This window comes from Tahibacter sp. (assembly GCF_032229445.1).
Taxonomy (GTDB): Bacteria; Pseudomonadota; Gammaproteobacteria; order Xanthomonadales; family Rhodanobacteraceae; genus Tahibacter.
Map to the genome: position 1 here is coordinate 1 of NZ_JAVTWC010000050.1, position 17691 is coordinate 17691.

Genomic DNA, 17691 nt, shown 5'->3' on the forward strand with positions numbered 1-17691 from the left:
TGCCCGCACTGCCTGAAAACGCTCGGCTACACCCACACTGATCCGCGAAGACCCGGAAAACCTAGTGAAAGATCTCCTAGTCCGATTGCTCGCTCATGAGCGCAAAACCTTGGAACACGCGGTATTTCAGCGAATTTCCATCAAATTGAGCGAGTACTACAAGCTAAACAGAATTGAACAGATGGCGTATTTGGTAGAAATGCTAGAGAAAGATACTTCCTCAGCATTGAAGCAAGGTATAAATCGATTCGAGACACTGCTCGATGCCGTAGGGCTATCAGGCAAAGTGCCGGAAGATACGTCACGGGCAATCTTCGAGCTGCAGCAAGTACGCAACGTCATCGCCCACCGGAACGGCCGCTGCGACAAGCGACTCAGATCCCAGTGCCCATGGCTAAGGTTAAAGCTAGGTCAGAAGGTTGAGATTCGCGCGAGGCAGTTGGCGGTGTATCACACGGCGGCATCTGACTATGCGCTTGAGGTGCTATATCGCGTCGGCGATAGATACAACTGCGATCTTAGAGCAACGAAAAAGACCGCGCCGCCCCCGACGTAACGACCGGCGATTGTGCAGGCGCCGAGCCTTGTAATTTTACGGACGAAATTACGGAATGGCCTGTTATCCACAGGCAGATGCAGCGTAAGCAATTGATTCTATTGGTGGGCCGTGATGGACTCGAACCATCGACCAACGGATTAAAAGTCCGATGCTCTACCACTGAGCTAACGGCCCACGGAGGGTGCTGCGGGGCGCTGGCGGAGGCCGGCGCGCGCGAGGGACGCGAAGTTTAGAGCGTGTCTGCGGTTCGGACAAGCGGATTGAGGTGGGTGAGCCGCTGGCTCTGTCGTACTGATCACCGCTACCGAAGCATCCGCCTGGTCGAATGGCTCACCTCGACCGCTCGCGGCGGTGACCACGCCGGCGCTGTCGATCAGCGTGTGCGGCAGCAGCGCTCAGCGATACCGCGTCGGATCGATCAGCCCGGCCTCTCTGAACCCTTCGGCACGCAGGCGGCAGGCGTCGCAGTGGGCGCAGGCGCGGCCCTTGTCGTCGGCCTGGTAGCAGGACACGGTTGCGCCGAAATCGACGCCGAGGCGCGTGCCTTCGCGCGCGATGTCGGCCTTGCTCATGCGCATGAGCGGTGCGTGCACGCGGATCTGCGCGCCTTCGACGCCGGCCTTGGTCGCCACGTTGGCCAGTTGCTGGAAGCCTTCGATGAAGGCGGGACGGCAATCGGGATAGCCTGAATAGTCGACCGCGTTGACGCCGCAGAAGATGTCGCTGGAGCCGAGCACTTCGGCCCAGCCCAGCGCGATCGACAGCATGATGGTGTTGCGCGCGGGCACGTAGGTCACCGGGATGCCGGCGCCGCCCTGTTCGGGCACATCGATGTCGGCGGTCAACGCGGAGCCGCCGATGCTGCGCAGATCGATGGTGACGGTCTTGTGCGACGTGACACCGAGCATCGCGCAGACGCGGTCGGAGGCGTCGAGTTCGGATACGTGGCGCTGGCCGTAGGCGACGCTGAGCGCATGGCACGCGAAGCCCTGCTCGCGCGCGATGGCCAGGACCACGGCGGAATCCATGCCACCGGAAACGAGGACGACTGCGGGTTTGCTCATGCGGCGGCTACCTTGGTTCGGATCGATGGCGCTGGCGTGCCAGGCACTGCAGCGCGGAATTCATTGCGATCACGCCGCGCTTGCGCGCAGGCGCTGACTACGCGCACCCACGAGTTGCGCTAATGCCCTGGCTCTTCGCCCCAGAGTAGCTTGTGCAATTGCAGCTGCATGCGCACCGGCAGGCGATCGGCCAGTATCCACTCGGCCAGATCGCGCGGCTTGAGGCTCGCGTGCACCGGCGAGAACAGCACCTGGCAGCGCGCGTCCAGCGCGTGCACGCGCACGGTGTCGCGCGCCCATTCGTAGTCGGCGCGGCCGGCCAGCACGAACTTGACCTGGTCGTGCGCGCGCAGGTGATCGAGGTTGTTCCAGCGGTTGCGCTTGAATTCGCCCGAGTCCGGCGCCTTCAGGTCGACGACCTTGCGCACGCGCACGTCGACGGCGGACACGTCGAGCGCGCCGGAGGTTTCCAGCGACACCTCGTAGCCCGCATCGCAGAGCCGGCGCAGCAGCAGCAGACAGCGCTTCTGCGCCAGCGGCTCGCCGCCGGTCACGCAGACATGACGCGCGCCGTGGCTGGCGACCTCGGCGAGGATGTCGTCGATCTGGCGCCACTGGCCGCCATGGAAGGAATAGGTGGTGTCGCACCAGGTGCAGCGCAGCGGGCAGCCGGTCAGGCGCACGAACACAGTAGGCCAGCCGACCGCATCGGCTTCGCCCTGGATCGAGTGGAAGATCTCGGTGATGCGCAGGCGCTCGGCCAGCAGCGCGGCCGGCGGCGACCGCTCCGTTACGGAAGCGGTCGTCGAGGCGGGATGTGCGGGAGAGGCAGCTTCAGCCGACATGGCCGCAGCCGCCGGAATTCAGTGGGAAGGCGCTCAGCGCGCGCCTTCTGACTGGAGGGCGCGCAACCGGCCCTGGGCCAGACGCGCGACGGTCGTGTCCGGATATTTCTGCACGACGCGCGTGAGGGTTGCCTTGGCCGGCTCCCACTGCTTGAGTTCGTACTGGCAGTAGCCGGTCTTGAGCAGCGCGTCGGGCGCCTTCTGGCTGTCCGGATAGGACTTGAGCAGGGTCTGGAAGGTGTCTAGCGAGACGCGATAGTTCTGCGTGACGTAATAGGACTCGCCGAGCCAGTAGTAGGCGTTGGCGGTCAGTTCGCTGGACGGATACGCGTCGATGAAGGCCTGGAATCGGCGCGCCGATTCGGCGTAGCGGCCATCCTTCAGGGCGGCGAAGGCTTCGTCGTAGGTCGCCTTCTCGGAGGCCGGATCGAAACGCGTACCGCTGGCCACCGGGGGCGGCGTGGCGACCGCAGCTGCCGGTTCGATGGTGCGCGGAGCAGCGGCGCCGGGCATGGTACTGGCCGTGGGGCTGTCGAGCGACAGCGACGGATCGGTCGACGGCGGCGGCGGCGGCGTACTGCCGGCACCGGTCGGCGCGCCCAATTGAATATCGTCGAGTTGGCCGCTGTTCGCCGGCGCGGCGCCGGGTGCGGCTCCACCTCCACCGCCTTCGAGGCGGCCGATGCGGGAATCGAGGTCGATGTATTGCTGCTTGCTGCGCTCTTTCTGCTCGTCGAGCTGATGGCGCAGTTGCTCGACCAGGCCATTGAGCTGCTGCACTTCGGTTTGCAGCGCTTGCAACTGGTTGACGAGATCGAGATTGCCTTGGCCGGCCTGGGCCTGGGTTTCCAGAGCGGTGACGCGCTCGGCGAGACTGAGGCGTTCCGCGGCGACCGGCATGGAAACAGTCGCGGCGGCCAAGGCCGCCGCGACTGTGATGCGGACACCGATCAGGTTGGTGATCACGCGCATCGCTTTCATTTATTGCTTAGTTCTTGGTGTAGACGATTTCGACGCGACGGTTCTTGGACCAGCAATCTTCGCTGTGATCCTTGCAGGTCGGACGCTCTTCACCGTAGGAGACGACGTTGAGCTGGGTGCCCGGCGCGCCGGCCGAGGACAGGCCGCTCTGCACGGCGTTGCCGCGACGCTCGCCCAGACCCAGGTTGTACTCGCGCGAACCGCGCTCGTCGGCATTGCCTTCGAGGGTCACGTTGTAGTTCGGGAACTGGCGGATGAACTTGGAGTGGCAGGCGATCTGGGCCTGGAACTCGCCGCGGATTTCGGTGCGGTCCAGATCAAAGTAGATCACGCGCTGACGCAGGCAGGAATCGGAATTCAGGCTGGCTTCGGTGTATTCACCGGTGTCCGAGCCGCGGTCGGTCGTGGTCTGCGAGGTGCTTTCTGCCGGGGTCGGGGTCGGGGTCGGCTTGACCTTCTTGGCGCAACCAACGGCGGTGACGCAGAGCAGGGCAGCGATGGCGAGGCGGAGCGAGGTGTTCATGGGTGTAGTCCTTAGGAGGTCAGGTCAGATTACAAGGTCAGTAACTAGCGCCGGTTACCCGGCGTCTTTGATTTATCGCTGGCGGAATGGACCCCACGACGGCTCACGAACATCGCCGTCCGCCAGAACCAGACGTTGGCGAACGCGACCGTCAGCAGACACCGCATACAGTACGCCGCGCGGTCCGTCGGTCGCGGCGTACAGCAGCATGCTTCCATTCGGTGCAAAACTCGGTGACTCGTCGACGCTGCCCGGCGAGATGGGCTTCATCGTCCCCGCGCCCGTGCTACGGTCCAAAACCGCAATACGATACACATTCCCCGTGCCTTGCGCCATAGCGAACATCTTGCCGTCGTAGGAGATCGAGGACTTCGCGTTGTACTCGCCCTGGAACGTCAGGCGGGTCGCGTCGCCGCCGGAGGCGGAGACCTGATACAGCTGCGGCTTGCCGGAGCGGTCCGACGTGAATACCAGGGTCTGGCCGTCGGGCATCCACTGAGCTTCGGTGTCGATGGAGAAATGGTTGGTCAGACGCTTGGTCTCGCGGCTGCCCAGGTCCATGACGAAGATATCGGGATTGCCGAGGTAGGACAGGGTCAGGGCCAGCTTGCTGCCGTCCGGGGAGAACGCCGGTGCGCCGTTGATGCCCTTGCGGTTGGAGACGACCTGGCGCGAACCGGTCGCGATTTCCTGGATGTAGATGGCCGAATCGCCGCGTTCGAACGAGACGTAGGCCAGTTTCTTGCCGTCCGGCGACCACGACGGCGACAGCAGCGGCTCACGCGAGCGCACCAGCACCTGCGGGTTGTAGCCGTCCGAGTCGGCCACCATCAACGCGTAGTTGATGTTCGGGCTGACGCCAGCGGCGGTGACGTAGGCGATGCGCGTCCAGAATGCGCCACGCACGCCGGTGATCTTTTCGTAGATGAGGTCGGCGACCTGGTGGCCGACGCCGCGCAGGTCGCTGCGCTGGCCAGTGATGGCGAGGCCTAGCAGCCGCTCCTGCTTGGGCACGTCGTAGAGTTCGAACTCGACCCGCATCGCGCCGCCTTCGGCATCGGTCATGCGGCCGACGACGACATAGGTCTGCTTGAGCAGGTTCCAGGTCGGGAACTTGATGTCGCCGCCGCGGGAGGGGAATTCGACGACGTCCTTCTTGTCCAGCGTCCTGAACTTGCCGGAACGCGCGAGATCCATGCGCACCACGTCGGACACATCCGTTTCGGCCGGTGCACCGGCTCCTTCGAACGCAAACGGGACGACGGTGATCGGCAAGGCGGAGCCGGTACCGTCCCTGATCACGATGGTCGGAACATCACTGCTCAGGCCTGGGCCGGACGCGGGGCTTTGCGCCTGCGCGGCCGTGCCGAGCAGGCAGAGCAACAGGCTGGCAAATCGGGAAATGGAATTGGCTGGCATATCGATCCTGCTCTAGTGACCGCTGTGTTTGAAAACGAGGTGCATGCGGTGCTGAAAGACGCGTTCAAAACCGGCATACGGTAACGGGGAGGCTTTGCGCACAGCGCGCTCGAGAGCTTCGCGCGTGGCCGCATCAGCATTGCAATCGTCCCCGAAGCTAACCTGAACGACCGCTCCGCCGTCAGCTTGGTCGATGCCCAGCGGGCAATGCAGATCCGGCCGCGTCGACGGCGGTTGTACCCAAGTGCGCATGATTGCGGCGTGGACGGACTCTATGTAGGCCTGCATAGGCGCGGCCGGATCGGCACGTGCACCGACAGACCACAGCAGGAGCAGGCCGAGCAGACCGGCAGACCAGGACGCACGGTCAGCCGTCATAGGTGAACTCGAAACGAATCTTGCGCTTGAACACTTTCTCGTAACCCGAATACGGCAGCGGCGAAGCGCGGCGTGGCGCCTGCTCCAGCGTCGTTCGCGTCGCAGCGTCGGCGTTGCACGGACTGACGACCACGGCCTGGATCACGTCGCCGCCGATGATCTGCGTGATCTCCAGCGTGCAGCGCACCCCGGGAGGCGTTGTGTCCGGACGCAGCCATGCGGCCGTGACGGCGCTCTGGATCGCGGCGTAGTACTCGGCCTCGAGGCTTGAATCGGTGCCTTCCTGGCCGGTCCTGGCTTCCTCCGCGATCATCGCGGCAAGATGTTCGGCTTCCGCTTTCGCAGCGAGCTCGCGCGCCTTCTTGTCGCGCTGCTGCTGTTCCTTTTCTTCCTTGAGTTTCTTCTGCTTTTCGGCTTCGGCGGCCTGTTTCTCGGCCAGCTCGACCTGCTCTTTCTTCTTCAGCTCTTCCTGCAGCCTGGCGTCTTCCTCGGCCTTGAGCTGGGTGAGCTTGTCGGTGATTTTTTCCTGGTCCTTCTTGTCTTCCTTGGGCCGCTCGGGCGCGGGCTCTTCGGCCTGCGGCTTGGGCTCCGGCGGCTTGACCTCGACGGGCTTCGGCTTGGGCTTCACGGCCTTGGGCCTGGGCGCCTGAGCCGGACCGACCAGGGTCGCCTCGATGATGGGGCCAGGAATGCTCACGGCCACCGTCGAGCTCGTCCACCACAGGCTCACGCTGACGATGGCGAGGACCGCGAGATGTACGGCCAGCGAATACAGCCACGGCAGTAGGGGATTTTCGTCGCTGGCCATGCGCAAGCTCAGTTGGCCTTGTCCTGGGGCGGCTGGCCCATCAAGCCGACCTTGGGCACGCCAGCGGCCTGCAGCAGCGCCATCGCGTCGTAGACCTTGCTGTACTCGGCCTTGCCGTCGCCGGCGACGTAGACGGGCTGCTTGGGGTTCACGCGCACGAACGCGGCCATCTTGGTCTTCAGCGCCTCGGCGCTGACCTCTTCGCGTTCGGCCTTGGGCAGGGTCAGGAACAGCTTACCGGTCGGATCGACCGTGACGACGACCGGATCCTTGTCGACGTTGAGGCTCTTGGCGGCCTCGGATTCGGGCAGCTCGATGTCGACACCGAGATTCAGCAGCGGCGCCGTCACCATGAAGATGATCAGCAGCACCAGCATCACGTCGATATATGGCACGACGTTGATGTCGGACTTGAGCTTCTTGCGTTTGCGGCGATGGGTTTGCATCAGCGACTCCAACGGTCGGGGAAAAAACGCGGGGTCGCGCTCACTCCTCGACGTGCGCCTGGCGCTGCAGGATGGACGAGAATTCTTCGGTGAAGGCTTCGAAGCGCGTGGCGACGCGTTCGACCTTGTTGGAATAGCGGTTGTAGGCCCACGATGCCGGGATCGCGGCGATCAGGCCCATGGCCGTGGCGATCAGCGCTTCGGAGATGCCCGGTGCGACACTCGCGATCGTGGCCTCCTTCATGTTGGCCAGGCCCTGGAACGAAATCATGATGCCGTAGACCGTGCCGAGCAGGCCCACGTACGGACTGATCGAACCGACGTTGGCGAGGAATTCGAGGTTGCCCTCGAGGCGGTCGATCTCGCGCGACTGGGCGACGCGCATCGAACGCTGCGCGCCTTCGAGCAAGGTACGCGGATCAACGCCGCGACGCTGGCGCAGGCGGGCGAACTCGCGGAATCCGGCTTCGAAGATGCTCTCGATGCCGCTGATCTGTTCGCCGCGACCGGTGACTTCGCGGAACAGCGCGGCCAGGTCGGCGCCGGACCAGAAGCGTTCCTCGAACTCGTTCGCGCTGCCCAATGCCGTTTTCAGCATGGTGTGCTTGCGGAAGATGATCATCCACGACAGGAACGAGAAGGCCAGCAGGACGAGCATCACGAACTTGACGAACAGGCTCGCATGCAGCACGAGCTGCCAAAGATTCAGATCACCAGCGTTCATGCCTTGGAAATCTCCACAAACAGGTCGTCGGGAATGGGGCGGGGGCGAAAAGCGGCAGCGTCGACACAGGCAGCTCTCACGCGCGCCTCGACCAGCGGAAGGCCATCAGCCGCACGCAGGATCTTCTGTTCGAACACCAGACTGGCCGGGCGCCGCTCGGTCAATGCCACGGTGACATCCAGCAGATCGTCGAGTCGCGCCGGCTTGAGGAAGCCGATCGCGATGTCACGCACGACGAAGACGATGCCATTGTCCTTGCGCAGGGTCTCCTGCTCAATACCGAGATGCCGCAGGTATTCGCTGCGCGCGCGCTCGAGAAATCGCAGGTAGCTCGCGTGATACACCACCCCGCCTGCGTCGGTATCTTCCCAGTACACCCGGATCGGCCAGCAGAACTGGGCAGAGACCATCGACTCTTCCTTGGCGGTTGGTGTTTCTGCGCGCAAAACGATGCGGCGAGCATAGCTGCGTTCGCCTGAACGCGGTGACACCCGGACTCAAGCGGGCTCAAACAGATCCGGCGGCGCATCCGGCCGGCGCGGCGGCTTCAAGCCGAAATGATGATAGGCGCGCGCAGTAACCATGCGGCCACGCGCCGTGCGCACCAGATAACCCTGCTGGATCAGATAAGGCTCCAGCACGTCCTCGATCGTGCCGCGCTCCTCCGACAGCGCCGCGGCGAGCGAGTCAGCGCCGACGGGACCGCCGTCGAAGCTCTCCATGATGGTCTTGAGCAGGCGGCGGTCGAGCGCGTCGAAGCCTTCGGGATCGACCTTGAGCATTTCCATCGCGGCCCTGGCGACCTCCAGCGTGATGGTGCCTCCGGCACGCACCTCGGCGTAGTCGCGCGCACGGCGCAGCAGGCGGTTGGCGATACGCGGCGTGCCGCGCGAGCGGCGCGCGATCTCCGCAGCGCCGATGGGATCGCAGGCGATGCCGAGGATACGCGCGGAGCGGCGCACGATCGCGGCCAGCTCTTCCGGCGTGTAGAACTCCAGCCGCTGCACGATGCCGAAGCGGTCGCGCAACGGACTGGTCAGAAGGCCCGCGCGCGTCGTCGCCCCGATCAGCGTGAACGGCGGAAGATCGAGCTTGATCGAGCGCGCCGCCGGGCCTTCGCCGATCATGATGTCGATCTGGAAGTCCTCCATCGCCGGATACAGCACTTCCTCGACCACCGGCGACAGGCGATGGATTTCGTCGATGAACAGCACGTCGTTGGGCTGCAGGTTCGTCAGCAGCGCGGCCAGGTCGCCGGCGCGCTCGATCACCGGCCCCGATGTAGTGCGCAGGCTCACGCCGAGTTCGTTTGCGATGACGTGCGACAGCGTCGTCTTGCCCAGGCCCGGCGGGCCGAAGATCAGCACATGGTCCAGCGCGCCGCCACGCCGCCGCGCCGCCTCGATGTAGATGCCCAGTTGCTCGCGCGCGGCCTGCTGACCGAGGTATTCGGCCAGCCGCTGCGGGCGGATCGACGCTTCCAGCAGCTCGTCTTCGCGCGTGGACGCGCCCGACGCGAGCCGGTCGTTCATATTTCCACCTGTGTACCCAGCTCGATCAGGCGGTTGCCGGGTATCTTGAAGAAGGCCGTCGCCGGCAGGGCGTTGCGCTGCATGAAAGCGAACAGCCTGTCGCGCCACAGCGGCATGCCCGGCCGGTCAGTCGCGACGATGCTTTCCCGACTCAGGAAGAACGTCGTGTCCATCATGTCGAAGACCAGACCGACCTTCTCGCACTTGGCCAGCATGTCGGGCACGTCCGGGTCCTCGGCGAACCCGTAGCGCAGCGTGAGCTGATGGAACTCATGCCCCAGCGACACCAGTTCGATGCGTTCCTCGGGCTCTGCCGTCGGCGTTTCCAGCCATTCCACCGTGAGCACCACGTTCTGCTCGTGCAGCACCTTGTTGTGCTTGAGGTTATGCAGCAGCGCATGCGGCACGGCCTCGGGCTGGGCGGTCAGGAATACGGCATGTCCCGGCACGCGCAGCGGCGGGTGCTCGGCGATGGATTCGATGAACGGCTTCAGCGCGAGGCCCGCCTGCTTGAGTTCGCGGATGACCAGTTCCCGGCCGCGGCGCCAGGTCGTCATCACGATGAACACGACGACGCCGAGCACGAGCGGGAACCACCCTCCGTGCTCGACTTTTTCGAGATTCGCACCGAGGAACGCGAGGTCGACGACAAGAAACAGACCGCCAAGCGTGGCGACGCGCCAGCGCGTCCAGCCCCAGACGCGGCGAGCAACGATGATCACGAGGAACGAATCGATCGTCATCGTGCCGACCACGGCGATGCCGTAGGCCGCAGCCAGATTGGTCGAGCTGTGGAAGCCGATCACGACCGCGACAGTGAGCACGAGCAGCACGCGGTTGAGCCAGGGCAGGTAGATCTGGCCCATGGTCTCGCGCGAGGTATGCACGACTTCCATGCGCGGCAGATAACCCAGCTGTATCGCCTGGCGGGTGACCGAAAAGGCACCGGAAATGACTGCCTGAGAGGCGATGACCGCGGCCAGCGTCGCGAGCACGATCATCGGATACAGCAATACCGGCGGTGCCAGCAGGTAGAAAGGATTCTTGACGGCGCTCGGGTCTTCGAGCAGGAGCGCACCCTGCCCCAGATAATTGAGCATCAGGGCCGGCAGCACGAACGCGAACCAGGCGCGACGGATCGGCTGCTTGCCAAAATGCCCCATGTCGGCATACAGCGCCTCGGCGCCCGTCACGGCGAGCACTACCGAGGCCAGCACGAAGAATCCGATGCGGCCGTTTTCGACGAAGAACATTACGGCGTAGTAAGGATTCAGCGCCTGGATCACCTCCGGCGCCTGCACGATCTTCATGATGCCCAGCGCCGCAAGCGTGAGGAACCAGATCACCATGATCGGCGCGAACACGCGCGCCACGCGCGCCGTTCCACTGCGTTGCAGCGAAAACAGCGCAATCAGCACCAGCACGGCGACCGGAACCACGTAGCGGTTCAGCGCTGGCGCGGCCACGCCGAGGCCCTCGACGGCGCTGAGCACTGATATCGCCGGCGTAATCACGCTGTCGCCGAAGAACAGCGCGGCACCGAACAGACCCAGCACCATGATGATCCAGCGCGCGCGCGCGCTCGAACGCACGCCGCGGTGGGCCAGCGTGGTCAGCGCCATGATGCCGCCCTCGCCCTTGTTGTCGGCCGACATGATGAAGGTGGCGTACTTGACCGATACGATGACGATCAGCGACCAGAAGATCAGCGACAGCACACCGAGCACGTTGTCGTGGCTCACGGCGACGCCGTGCGGGCCGAAGGCTTCCTTGAGCGTATACAGCGGGCTCGTGCCGATGTCGCCGTAGACCACGCCGATCGCGCCGAGAGCGAGGGCGTACAGGTTCTTGTTGCCGTGTTCTTGGGTGCTGCTCATGTCGTCGCGATCGCCAGAAGGGGTAACACTCAGCGCAGCGCAGCGCGGAGGGCTTTGCGGATGATGGCTTCGGCGCTGTCGCCGGGTGCGGCGGCGTCCTTGACCAGGCGGCTGATTTCAGCCGGCTTGTAGCCAAGCTGCTGCAGCGCAACGCTGGCCTCGGTCACCGGATCGTGCGGCACGGCGCCACCGAGACTGATGCCCGGCACGCCGCCGCCCAAAGCGTCGACGCGGTCGCGCAGCTCGACGATGATGCGTTCGGCGGTCTTCTTGCCGATGCCGGGAATCCGGGTCAGCGCAGCGACGTCGCCGCCTTGCACGAGACGCGCGAATTCCTCTACCGACGCGCCTGACAGGATTGCCAGCGCAATTTTCGCGCCGATGCCGCTGACTTTTTGCACATGTCTAAAAAGGCTGCGCTCGGCCTCGCGCAGGAATCCATACAGCGCGACTGAGTCTTCCTTGACCGCATAATGCGTGCACAAGGTGACTTCGCGACCGGTTTCCGGCAGGTCATAGAACGTCGACATCGGCGCTTCGAGTTCGTAGCCGACGCCGTTGACGTCGACCATCAGCCAGGGTGGCTGCTTGGACACGAGTACGCCTTTCAACCGACCGATCATCGCCTGCGCCTCCATGCGGTGCGCGGTATGCCGATGCGCTGCGTCGTGGCCCGCGTATGCGCGTGGGTCAGCGCGATCGCGAGCGCATCCGCCGCGTCGGCCTGGAGTTTACCCGTCAATTGCAGCAGCACGCAGACCATGTGCTGGATCTGGGTTTTGTCGGCACCGCCACCGCCGACCACGGCCTGCTTGATCTCCTTGGGCGCGTATTCGGCCACGGTCAGATTGCGTGTGACCACCGCGCAGATCGCCGCGCCGCGGGCCTGGCCGAGCTTCAGCGCCGAGTCGGGATTCTTGGCCATGAAAACGCGTTCGATCGCCGCTTCGTCAGGCTGGTAGGTTTCGATGATGGCGCTGGTCTCTTCGAAGATCTGCTTGAGGCGCAGCGCGAAACTGTCGTTGTCCAACAGCTTCAGGGTCGCATGAAAGACGTGCACGGCCTTGCCGGAAACATCGGTGTCGATGATGCCTATGCCGGTACGCTGCGAGCCGGGGTCGATGCCGAGAACGCGCGTCATCGCCGGGCCGCCACGCCCGAGGTACGGCTCGCCGGAGCGATGCGCGTCGTTCGTGTCGTGGAATCGCCACCGGCCATCGTCGTACCGCATCCTTCGCCCACCCTGAGCCGACGAGTCTAGCAAGAGCTTCGCTGCGGTGCAGCGTAAACCCGGCCGCGGTTGCCGGGCCGCGGACTCGCGTGCGAGCATCATCGATTGGCTCAATCCGGCCGTTGCCGGCGTCTGCTTTCGTTGCGGTACCGAACTCATGCCGATGAAATCCCCGGCGGACTCCGATCCGCACGCACTGGCCCTGCGCCGACTGGTGCGCGATGCCGAGCGCTTTCTGGCCGCCAAGGACCTCACCGGCGCCGAAAAAGCCGCCGTCTGCGCCCTGGCCATGGACCCGGACCACGTGCAGGCGCTGCGCTGTTTCGCGCGCGTGCAAATGGTGCGCGGACGGCCGGCGGAAGCGGTCTCCGCACTGCAGCGCGCGCTGGTGCAGCAGTCCGACGATGTCGATGTGCTGCGGGAGCTGGCCCAGGCGCAGGCTTCGAACGGCGCACTGGACGATGCTGCTGCCACGCTGCGCCGGGCCGTGGCATCAAGGCCTGATGCCACGAACTGGTTCGAACTCGGCCTGATGCTCGACCGCAACGCGGAATGCGCCGACGCGCTGGACGCTGCCCTGCGTGTCGTGCAGATGGCGCCAAAACGCCATGCCGCGCGGTTTCTCGCAGCCCGCGCACTGACGGGGCTGGGCCGTATTGCGCAGGCCGCCGAGGAATATCGCCGGCTGAGCACGGTCGCCGGAGAATCCGCCAAGGCCTGGTTCGGCCTGGCCGACCTCAAGACCGTGGCATTCGACGACCGTGACGTCACTGCCATGGAGGCGCTGATCGCCGACCGGCGCAGCAGCGAGGAGGACCGCATGCTGACCAGCTTCGCGGCCGGCCTGGCCTGCGAGACACTCGGCCGCGCCGCCGACGCGATGGCGCATTTCCGGCGCGCCAATCAGCTGCGGCGCAAAGGTATTTCCTGGGACGGCGCGGCGCACCGACGTTATTGCGACAGCATCCGCGAGGCCTTCAACGCGCCGCATGCGAGCGCACCGGCGCCACTCGGAGACCAGGTGATCTTCATCGTCGGCATGCCGCGTTCCGGCACGACGCTCGTGGAGCAGATGCTGTCGGCACACCCGGACGTGGTGGGCGCGAGCGAACTGCCGCACCTCGCCACGGTCATCCAGGAAGAATCCGCGCGCCGTGGGCAACCCTTTCCGCGCTGGGTCGGCTCGGCGGGCGCGGCGGATTGGGAGCGCCTCGGCCGGCGCTACCTGCAGCTGACCGAACGCTGGCAGACCGCCACCCGCTTTACCGACAAGCTGCCAGAAAACTGGCCATACGTGGGCGCGGCGCTAGCGATGCTGCCAGGCGCGCGCGTGATCGGCTGCGAACGCAGCCTCGTGGAAACCTGCTGGTCCTGCTACAAGCAGTTGTTCGCACCCAATCGCGTGGCCTACAGCTACGACCTCGACGAACTGGCCGGCTATGCTCACGACAGCCGCCGCCTCTGGGCCTGGTGGCAGCAGCAGTATCCTGAGCGCTGCCGCACGCTCGTCTACGAAACCTTGCTTGCCAGTCCCGAAGCCGAGATACGCAGCCTGCTCGACTTCTGCGACCTCCCCTTCGATCCCGCGTGCCTGACGTCGCAGGACAGCCCGCGCGTCACCCGCACGGCGAGCGCCGCCCAGGTGCGTCAGCCGCTGTTGCGTACGACGGCGCGCGGGGACCGCTACGGCTAACTCTACCCGCCCCTGCGCGACGCACGGGCACCAACCGCCCACCCCTGACGGCTCGTTTCCCCCGATCGCCGAAATAAACAAAGGGCGCCACCCGGCGGTCGCGCCCTTTCAGAGGTATTGCCGACATCCGCGATCAGAATCGCGGCACGGGCTACCGTTCTCAGTCGATCGAGAACTGCTGCAGCGAGACCGGCGTCGTACCCGCATTGAGCGTGGCACCGGTGTTGTCGTAGCAGTACTGGTTGATCGTCGCCGGGAAGCCGTTGGACGCGCCGGTATCGATCTGGAGCCAGCCGAAGTTGATCGCCGACGTCGCTTCGTTGAAGAAACGCACGCCGAGGTAACGGCCGGTCTGGGCGGTCGTGGTCTGCCAGTTGACGTACGGAGGTGCACCGCCGCCGCCGGAGCTGACGATGTAGGTCTGCGCTGCACCGATCGGGGCGCCGGTCGTCAGAGAGTCATAGACAGTACCGGTGGCGACACCGCCGAAGCTGTTGGCGGGCGACGACGGCCAGAAGAAGTACAGGGCGGCCGGGGTACCGGTCTGATACAGGTTGATGTCCCAGCCGGTGACACTGCCGCCAGCCGTGCCGGTCGCACCGGTCACGAGATTCATGTAGACGCCGTCGATGTTGGCCGGCACCGGGACCGCAGCCGAGCTGCACAGCACAGCGGCCATGCTCGAAGCGGAAGCGAAGGACAGGACGAGGGCACCGGCTGCGAGACCGAGATTCTTACGAACGGAATTCGACAATTCAAAGCGCATTATTTTTACTCCCCACGGGCGAAGAGGGCAGGTGTCTGGACAAACACCGGAACTCAAAAATGTAGCTACTGGAAATGACTTACTGCTGAAACCGCTTCCCTGGCCGCGCCAACAGCTTCCGGAACCGCTTGTGCGCGAGTACAAAGCGTACCGTCTCCAAGCCTGTCGGATTGGCGCAGGGGTGTCAAGAATGGGCGCATGGCTTTTTCCTGTCGGGCCCGCTCTATCCGGGCATCGTGACGTAAGCGGCGCTACGGGGCGTGAAGGAGGTCGATCGCGTTCTTGCACGATCGACCTTGGGCGCAGGCGGCGGCTATTGCCGATCAATCCAAAGGAAATCAGTTACTTCCCTCGAAACGCCCGGTGCGTAGAAAGCGCGCCGTCAGTTCGGCGGCCTCGCGTGAGAAGGTCAGTCCGGTATGCGAGGTGTTCACCTCGCGATGCGCGCTGGCGCCAGGCCAGCGGGTTTCGGCCACGCCGACAGTACCGTCGTTGGGGCCGTCGAACGCGCCCATCAATTGCCCGAGCCCGAGCGCCCGCGTGCCGGCGATGACACCCACGCTCGCCGCGGAAGCTTGCGGCGGCAGGCCACTGCATAGCACTTCGGTACTGCAGCCCAGCAACTGCGCGCCACTGCCGCGGCGGGTGAGCCGCTGTGCAACGGCGCTGCCGTTCAGTGGTGAACCCAGGCAGACCACACGCCCGTTGAGTCCCTCCGGCAGCAGGCCGAGGGCTCGCAGCGCAACCAGCCCGCCAAGACTGTGGCCGACCAGATGCACCGAGCGTGCACGCTGCGCGTGTATGCGACGGCTCAGCCGGTCGAGGCTGCGCTCGTCACGGCCGAACACACTTGCATAGTCGAACAGTTCGGTATGAAACCCGGCTTCGCGCAGGCGCCTGCGCAAAAGCAGCAGGCTGAACGCCCGCATCCAGACGCCGTGAATCAGGATGACTGCCTCGTCGCGCATGCCGCATCCTGCCCTCGCGGCGGCCGCGGCCGCAAGCCGTGGCCGTTGCATCAGCCCTTGACCGGCTTGACCACGCGTACATGCAGTTCCTGCAGCTGCGCCTCGGGCACGCTCGACGGCGCCGAGGTAAGCAGGCACTGCGCGCTCGCGGTCTTGGGGAACGCGATCACGTCGCGGATCGACTCGGTGCCCGCCATCAGCGCAGCAATGCGATCGATGCCGAAGGCGATGCCGCCGTGGGGCGGCGCGCCATACTTGAGTGCCTCGAGCAGGAAGCCGAACTTGGCTTCCGCCTCTTCGCTGCCGATGCCGAGCAGATCGAACACCGTGCTCTGCATGTCCGAACGGTGGATGCGGATCGAGCCGCCGCCGATCTCGTTGCCGTTGAGCACCATGTCGTAGCCGCGCGACACCGCGTTCGCAGCGTTCGCCCGCAAGTCGGCAACGTCGTCCACCTTGGGCGCCGTGAACGGATGATGCAGTGCGACGTAGCGCTTGGCGTCGTAGTCGTATTCGAACATCGGGAAATCGACGACCCAGAGCGGCCGCCAGCCTTCGGCGACGCGACCGAGGTCGCGACCGACCTTCAGGCGCAGCGCGCCGAGGAAATCGCTGACCGTCTTGTACGGACCGGCACCGAAGAAAATCACGTCGCCGGTCTGCGCGCCGACGGCACTGAAGATTGCCTTGACCACGTCTTCGCCGAGGAACTTGACGATGGGCGAGGTCAGGCCTTCGAGGCCTTTGGCCAGATCGTCGATGCGGATCCAGGCCAACCCTTTCGCGCCGTACTTCTGCACGTACAGACCGTAGTCGTCGAGCTGTTTGCGCGTGAGTTCCGCACCCTTGGGCACGCGCAGCGCCGCAACGCGGCCGCCTGGATCGTTGGCCGGACCGGAGAACACCTTGAAGTCGCAGCTTTTCACCGCGTCGGCCACGTCGACCAGTTCCAGATCGATACGCAGGTCGGGCTTGTCCGAACCGTAGCGGCGCATCGCTTCGGCATAGGTCAGGCGCGGGAACTGCGCGTCCAGCTCCACGTCGACGACCTGCCGGAAGATCGTGCGGATCATGTCCTCGACGAAATCCTGCACGTCGCGTTCGCCGACGAAGGCGAATTCCATATCGAGCTGAGTGAATTCGGGCTGGCGGTCGGCACGCAGATCCTCGTCGCGGAAGCAGCGCGCGATCTGGTAGTAACGGTCCATGCCGGCCATCATGAGGAGCTGCTTGAACAGCTGCGGCGACTGCGGCAACGCGAAGAACTCGCCGGGATGCACGCGGCTGGGCACAAGATAGTCGCGTGCACCTTCGGGCGTGGCCTTGGTCAGGATCGGCGTCTCGATGTCCTGGAAACCCTTGGCGTCGAGATGATGGCGCAAGGCGGAAACCAGCCGCGTGCGCATGCGCAGCTTGCGCTGCATGTCGGGACGGCGGATGTCGAGGTAGCGATAGCGCAGGCGGGCGTCTTCGCCGACGTTGTCGTCGAGCATGAAGGGCAACGGCGCCGCGGCATTGAGCACCTCGACCGTGTCGGCGACGACTTCGATCTTGCCAGTCCCCAGGCGATCGTTGATCTGGCTGGCCGGCCGTGCGCGCACCGTGCCGGTGAGGCGCAGGCAGAACTCGTAACGCACGCCCTCGGCCTGTTTGAATGCGCTGGCGTTGTCGGGCTCGATCACGGCCTGGACGATGCCTTCGTGATCGCGCAGATCGATGAAGATGACGCCGCCATGATCGCGCCGGCTGTCCGCCCATCCGCACAGGGTGACGGTCTGACCGATCAGGGTCTCGCCGACGAGACCACAGTAATGGCTGCGCATACGCTAAAGGCTCCGGAATCAGAAGTCCGCCCAGAACAGGCGGAAAGGCCGGAA

Annotated in this window: 19 protein-coding genes and 1 tRNA gene; 2 read left to right on the plus strand and 18 right to left on the minus strand. The window is 65.0% G+C overall.

Translation table 11 applies throughout. The features are described 5' to 3' along the window. Positions 1-64 precede the first annotated feature (64 nt). Positions 65-556, plus strand: a complete 492-nt coding sequence (locus RUU78_RS09470; protein ID WP_313915957.1) for a hypothetical protein — start codon at positions 65-67, stop codon at positions 554-556. A gap of 102 nt (positions 557-658) precedes the next feature. On the opposite strand, the gene RUU78_RS09475 is transcribed toward RUU78_RS09470, so the two are convergent. The 15 genes from RUU78_RS09475 to ruvC form a co-directional block, all read right to left on the minus strand. Beyond that, positions 659-733: transfer RNA gene (locus RUU78_RS09475), tRNA-Lys, on the minus strand. Between the two features lie 221 nt (positions 734-954). After that, a complete protein-coding gene (gene queC, locus RUU78_RS09480; protein ID WP_313915959.1) occupies positions 955-1623 on the minus strand; it encodes a 7-cyano-7-deazaguanine synthase QueC in 669 nt (222 codons plus the stop codon). 119 nt (positions 1624-1742) lie between these two features. After that, complete coding sequence (queE, locus tag RUU78_RS09485; RefSeq protein ID WP_313915961.1) at positions 1743-2468, minus strand: 7-carboxy-7-deazaguanine synthase QueE; 726 nt, start codon at positions 2466-2468, stop codon at positions 1743-1745. Between the two features lie 33 nt (positions 2469-2501). Further along, complete coding sequence (ybgF, locus tag RUU78_RS09490; protein WP_313915963.1) at positions 2502-3449, minus strand: tol-pal system protein YbgF; 948 nt, start codon at positions 3447-3449, stop codon at positions 2502-2504. A gap of 7 nt (positions 3450-3456) precedes the next feature. After that, positions 3457-3972: a peptidoglycan-associated lipoprotein Pal gene (gene pal, locus RUU78_RS09495; protein ID WP_313915965.1), complete on the minus strand. Its 516-nt coding sequence runs from the start codon at positions 3970-3972 to the stop codon at positions 3457-3459. Positions 3973-4044: 72 nt separating this feature from the next. Beyond that, on the minus strand, positions 4045-5391 hold the full coding sequence (gene tolB / locus RUU78_RS09500; protein ID WP_313915967.1) for a Tol-Pal system beta propeller repeat protein TolB: 1347 nt from the start codon (positions 5389-5391) through the stop codon (positions 4045-4047). Positions 5392-5403: 12 nt separating this feature from the next. After that, positions 5404-5769, minus strand: coding sequence for a hypothetical protein (locus RUU78_RS09505; protein WP_313915969.1), 366 nt, complete (start codon positions 5767-5769; stop codon positions 5404-5406). Next, positions 5759-6577 (minus strand): cell envelope integrity protein TolA, encoded by an 819-nt coding sequence (locus RUU78_RS09510; RefSeq protein WP_313915971.1) that lies wholly within the window; start codon positions 6575-6577, stop codon positions 5759-5761. The genes RUU78_RS09505 and RUU78_RS09510 overlap by 11 nt, the downstream gene beginning before the upstream one ends. A gap of 8 nt (positions 6578-6585) precedes the next feature. Further along, the gene (gene tolR, locus RUU78_RS09515; protein WP_313915973.1) at positions 6586-7023 is read right to left on the minus strand and encodes a protein TolR; all 438 of its coding nucleotides are present in this window, start codon (positions 7021-7023) and stop codon (positions 6586-6588) included. A 40-nt stretch (positions 7024-7063) separates the two neighbouring features. Next, a complete protein-coding gene (gene tolQ, locus RUU78_RS09520) occupies positions 7064-7747 on the minus strand; it encodes a protein TolQ (protein WP_313915975.1) in 684 nt (227 codons plus the stop codon). Continuing rightward, on the minus strand, positions 7744-8157 hold the full coding sequence (gene ybgC, locus RUU78_RS09525) for a tol-pal system-associated acyl-CoA thioesterase (RefSeq protein ID WP_313915977.1): 414 nt from the start codon (positions 8155-8157) through the stop codon (positions 7744-7746). Before ybgC ends, tolQ begins: the two co-directional genes overlap by 4 nt. A gap of 87 nt (positions 8158-8244) precedes the next feature. Further along, a complete protein-coding gene (gene ruvB, locus RUU78_RS09530; RefSeq protein ID WP_313915979.1) occupies positions 8245-9279 on the minus strand; it encodes a Holliday junction branch migration DNA helicase RuvB in 1035 nt (344 codons plus the stop codon). After that, positions 9276-11156, minus strand: a complete 1881-nt coding sequence (locus RUU78_RS09535) for a potassium transporter Kup (protein WP_313915981.1) — start codon at positions 11154-11156, stop codon at positions 9276-9278. Before RUU78_RS09535 ends, ruvB begins: the two co-directional genes overlap by 4 nt. A gap of 29 nt (positions 11157-11185) precedes the next feature. Beyond that, positions 11186-11779 carry a Holliday junction branch migration protein RuvA gene (gene ruvA / locus RUU78_RS09540; protein WP_313915983.1) on the minus strand — a complete coding sequence of 198 codons (594 nt, stop codon included), beginning with the start codon at positions 11777-11779 and terminating at the stop codon, positions 11186-11188. Continuing rightward, positions 11776-12297, minus strand: coding sequence for a crossover junction endodeoxyribonuclease RuvC (gene ruvC / locus RUU78_RS09545; RefSeq protein ID WP_313916075.1), 522 nt, complete (start codon positions 12295-12297; stop codon positions 11776-11778). Before ruvC ends, ruvA begins: the two co-directional genes overlap by 4 nt. Positions 12298-12550: 253 nt before the next feature. On the opposite strand from ruvC, the gene RUU78_RS09550 reads away from it, so the two are divergent. Beyond that, a complete protein-coding gene (locus tag RUU78_RS09550) occupies positions 12551-14080 on the plus strand; it encodes a sulfotransferase (RefSeq protein WP_313915985.1) in 1530 nt (509 codons plus the stop codon). A gap of 160 nt (positions 14081-14240) precedes the next feature. Here RUU78_RS09550 and RUU78_RS09555 read toward each other — a convergent pair whose 3' ends face one another. The 3 genes from RUU78_RS09555 to aspS all read right to left on the minus strand — a co-directional run bounded on the left by RUU78_RS09555 (position 14241) and on the right by aspS (position 17637). Continuing rightward, on the minus strand, positions 14241-14846 hold the full coding sequence (locus tag RUU78_RS09555) for a hypothetical protein (RefSeq protein WP_313915986.1): 606 nt from the start codon (positions 14844-14846) through the stop codon (positions 14241-14243). Positions 14847-15184: 338 nt separating this feature from the next. After that, positions 15185-15814, minus strand: a complete 630-nt coding sequence (locus tag RUU78_RS09560; RefSeq protein ID WP_313915988.1) for an alpha/beta hydrolase — start codon at positions 15812-15814, stop codon at positions 15185-15187. 50 nt (positions 15815-15864) lie between these two features. Then, positions 15865-17637, minus strand: coding sequence for an aspartate--tRNA ligase (gene aspS / locus RUU78_RS09565; RefSeq protein WP_313915990.1), 1773 nt, complete (start codon positions 17635-17637; stop codon positions 15865-15867). Positions 17638-17691: the final 54 nt, after the last annotated feature.

What these genes read in the sequence shown, in the direction of transcription:
- tolB (WP_313915967.1), bottom strand. Translation starts at nt 5,391, where the DNA reads ATGCCAGCCAATTCCATTTCCCGATTTGCCAGCCTGTTGCTCTGCCTG.
- RUU78_RS09550 (WP_313915985.1), top strand. Translation starts at nt 12,551, where the DNA reads ATGAAATCCCCGGCGGACTCCGATCCGCACGCACTGGCCCTGCGCCGA.
- RUU78_RS09555 (WP_313915986.1), bottom strand. Translation starts at nt 14,846, where the DNA reads ATGCGCTTTGAATTGTCGAATTCCGTTCGTAAGAATCTCGGTCTCGCA.
- ruvA (WP_313915983.1), bottom strand. Translation starts at nt 11,779, where the DNA reads ATGATCGGTCGGTTGAAAGGCGTACTCGTGTCCAAGCAGCCACCCTGG.
- RUU78_RS09535 (WP_313915981.1), bottom strand. Translation starts at nt 11,156, where the DNA reads ATGAGCAGCACCCAAGAACACGGCAACAAGAACCTGTACGCCCTCGCT.
- RUU78_RS09505 (WP_313915969.1), bottom strand. Translation starts at nt 5,769, where the DNA reads ATGACGGCTGACCGTGCGTCCTGGTCTGCCGGTCTGCTCGGCCTGCTC.
- pal (WP_313915965.1), bottom strand. Translation starts at nt 3,972, where the DNA reads ATGAACACCTCGCTCCGCCTCGCCATCGCTGCCCTGCTCTGCGTCACC.
- ruvB (WP_313915979.1), bottom strand. Translation starts at nt 9,279, where the DNA reads ATGAACGACCGGCTCGCGTCGGGCGCGTCCACGCGCGAAGACGAGCTG.
- aspS (WP_313915990.1), bottom strand. Translation starts at nt 17,637, where the DNA reads ATGCGCAGCCATTACTGTGGTCTCGTCGGCGAGACCCTGATCGGTCAG.
- queC (WP_313915959.1), bottom strand. Translation starts at nt 1,623, where the DNA reads ATGAGCAAACCCGCAGTCGTCCTCGTTTCCGGTGGCATGGATTCCGCC.
- RUU78_RS09510 (WP_313915971.1), bottom strand. Translation starts at nt 6,577, where the DNA reads ATGGCCAGCGACGAAAATCCCCTACTGCCGTGGCTGTATTCGCTGGCC.
- queE (WP_313915961.1), bottom strand. Translation starts at nt 2,468, where the DNA reads ATGTCGGCTGAAGCTGCCTCTCCCGCACATCCCGCCTCGACGACCGCT.
- tolQ (WP_313915975.1), bottom strand. Translation starts at nt 7,747, where the DNA reads ATGAACGCTGGTGATCTGAATCTTTGGCAGCTCGTGCTGCATGCGAGC.
- tolR (WP_313915973.1), bottom strand. Translation starts at nt 7,023, where the DNA reads ATGCAAACCCATCGCCGCAAACGCAAGAAGCTCAAGTCCGACATCAAC.
- RUU78_RS09560 (WP_313915988.1), bottom strand. Translation starts at nt 15,814, where the DNA reads ATGCGCGACGAGGCAGTCATCCTGATTCACGGCGTCTGGATGCGGGCG.
- ybgC (WP_313915977.1), bottom strand. Translation starts at nt 8,157, where the DNA reads ATGGTCTCTGCCCAGTTCTGCTGGCCGATCCGGGTGTACTGGGAAGAT.
- ybgF (WP_313915963.1), bottom strand. Translation starts at nt 3,449, where the DNA reads ATGAAAGCGATGCGCGTGATCACCAACCTGATCGGTGTCCGCATCACA.
- ruvC (WP_313916075.1), bottom strand. Translation starts at nt 12,297, where the DNA reads ATGACGCGCGTTCTCGGCATCGACCCCGGCTCGCAGCGTACCGGCATA.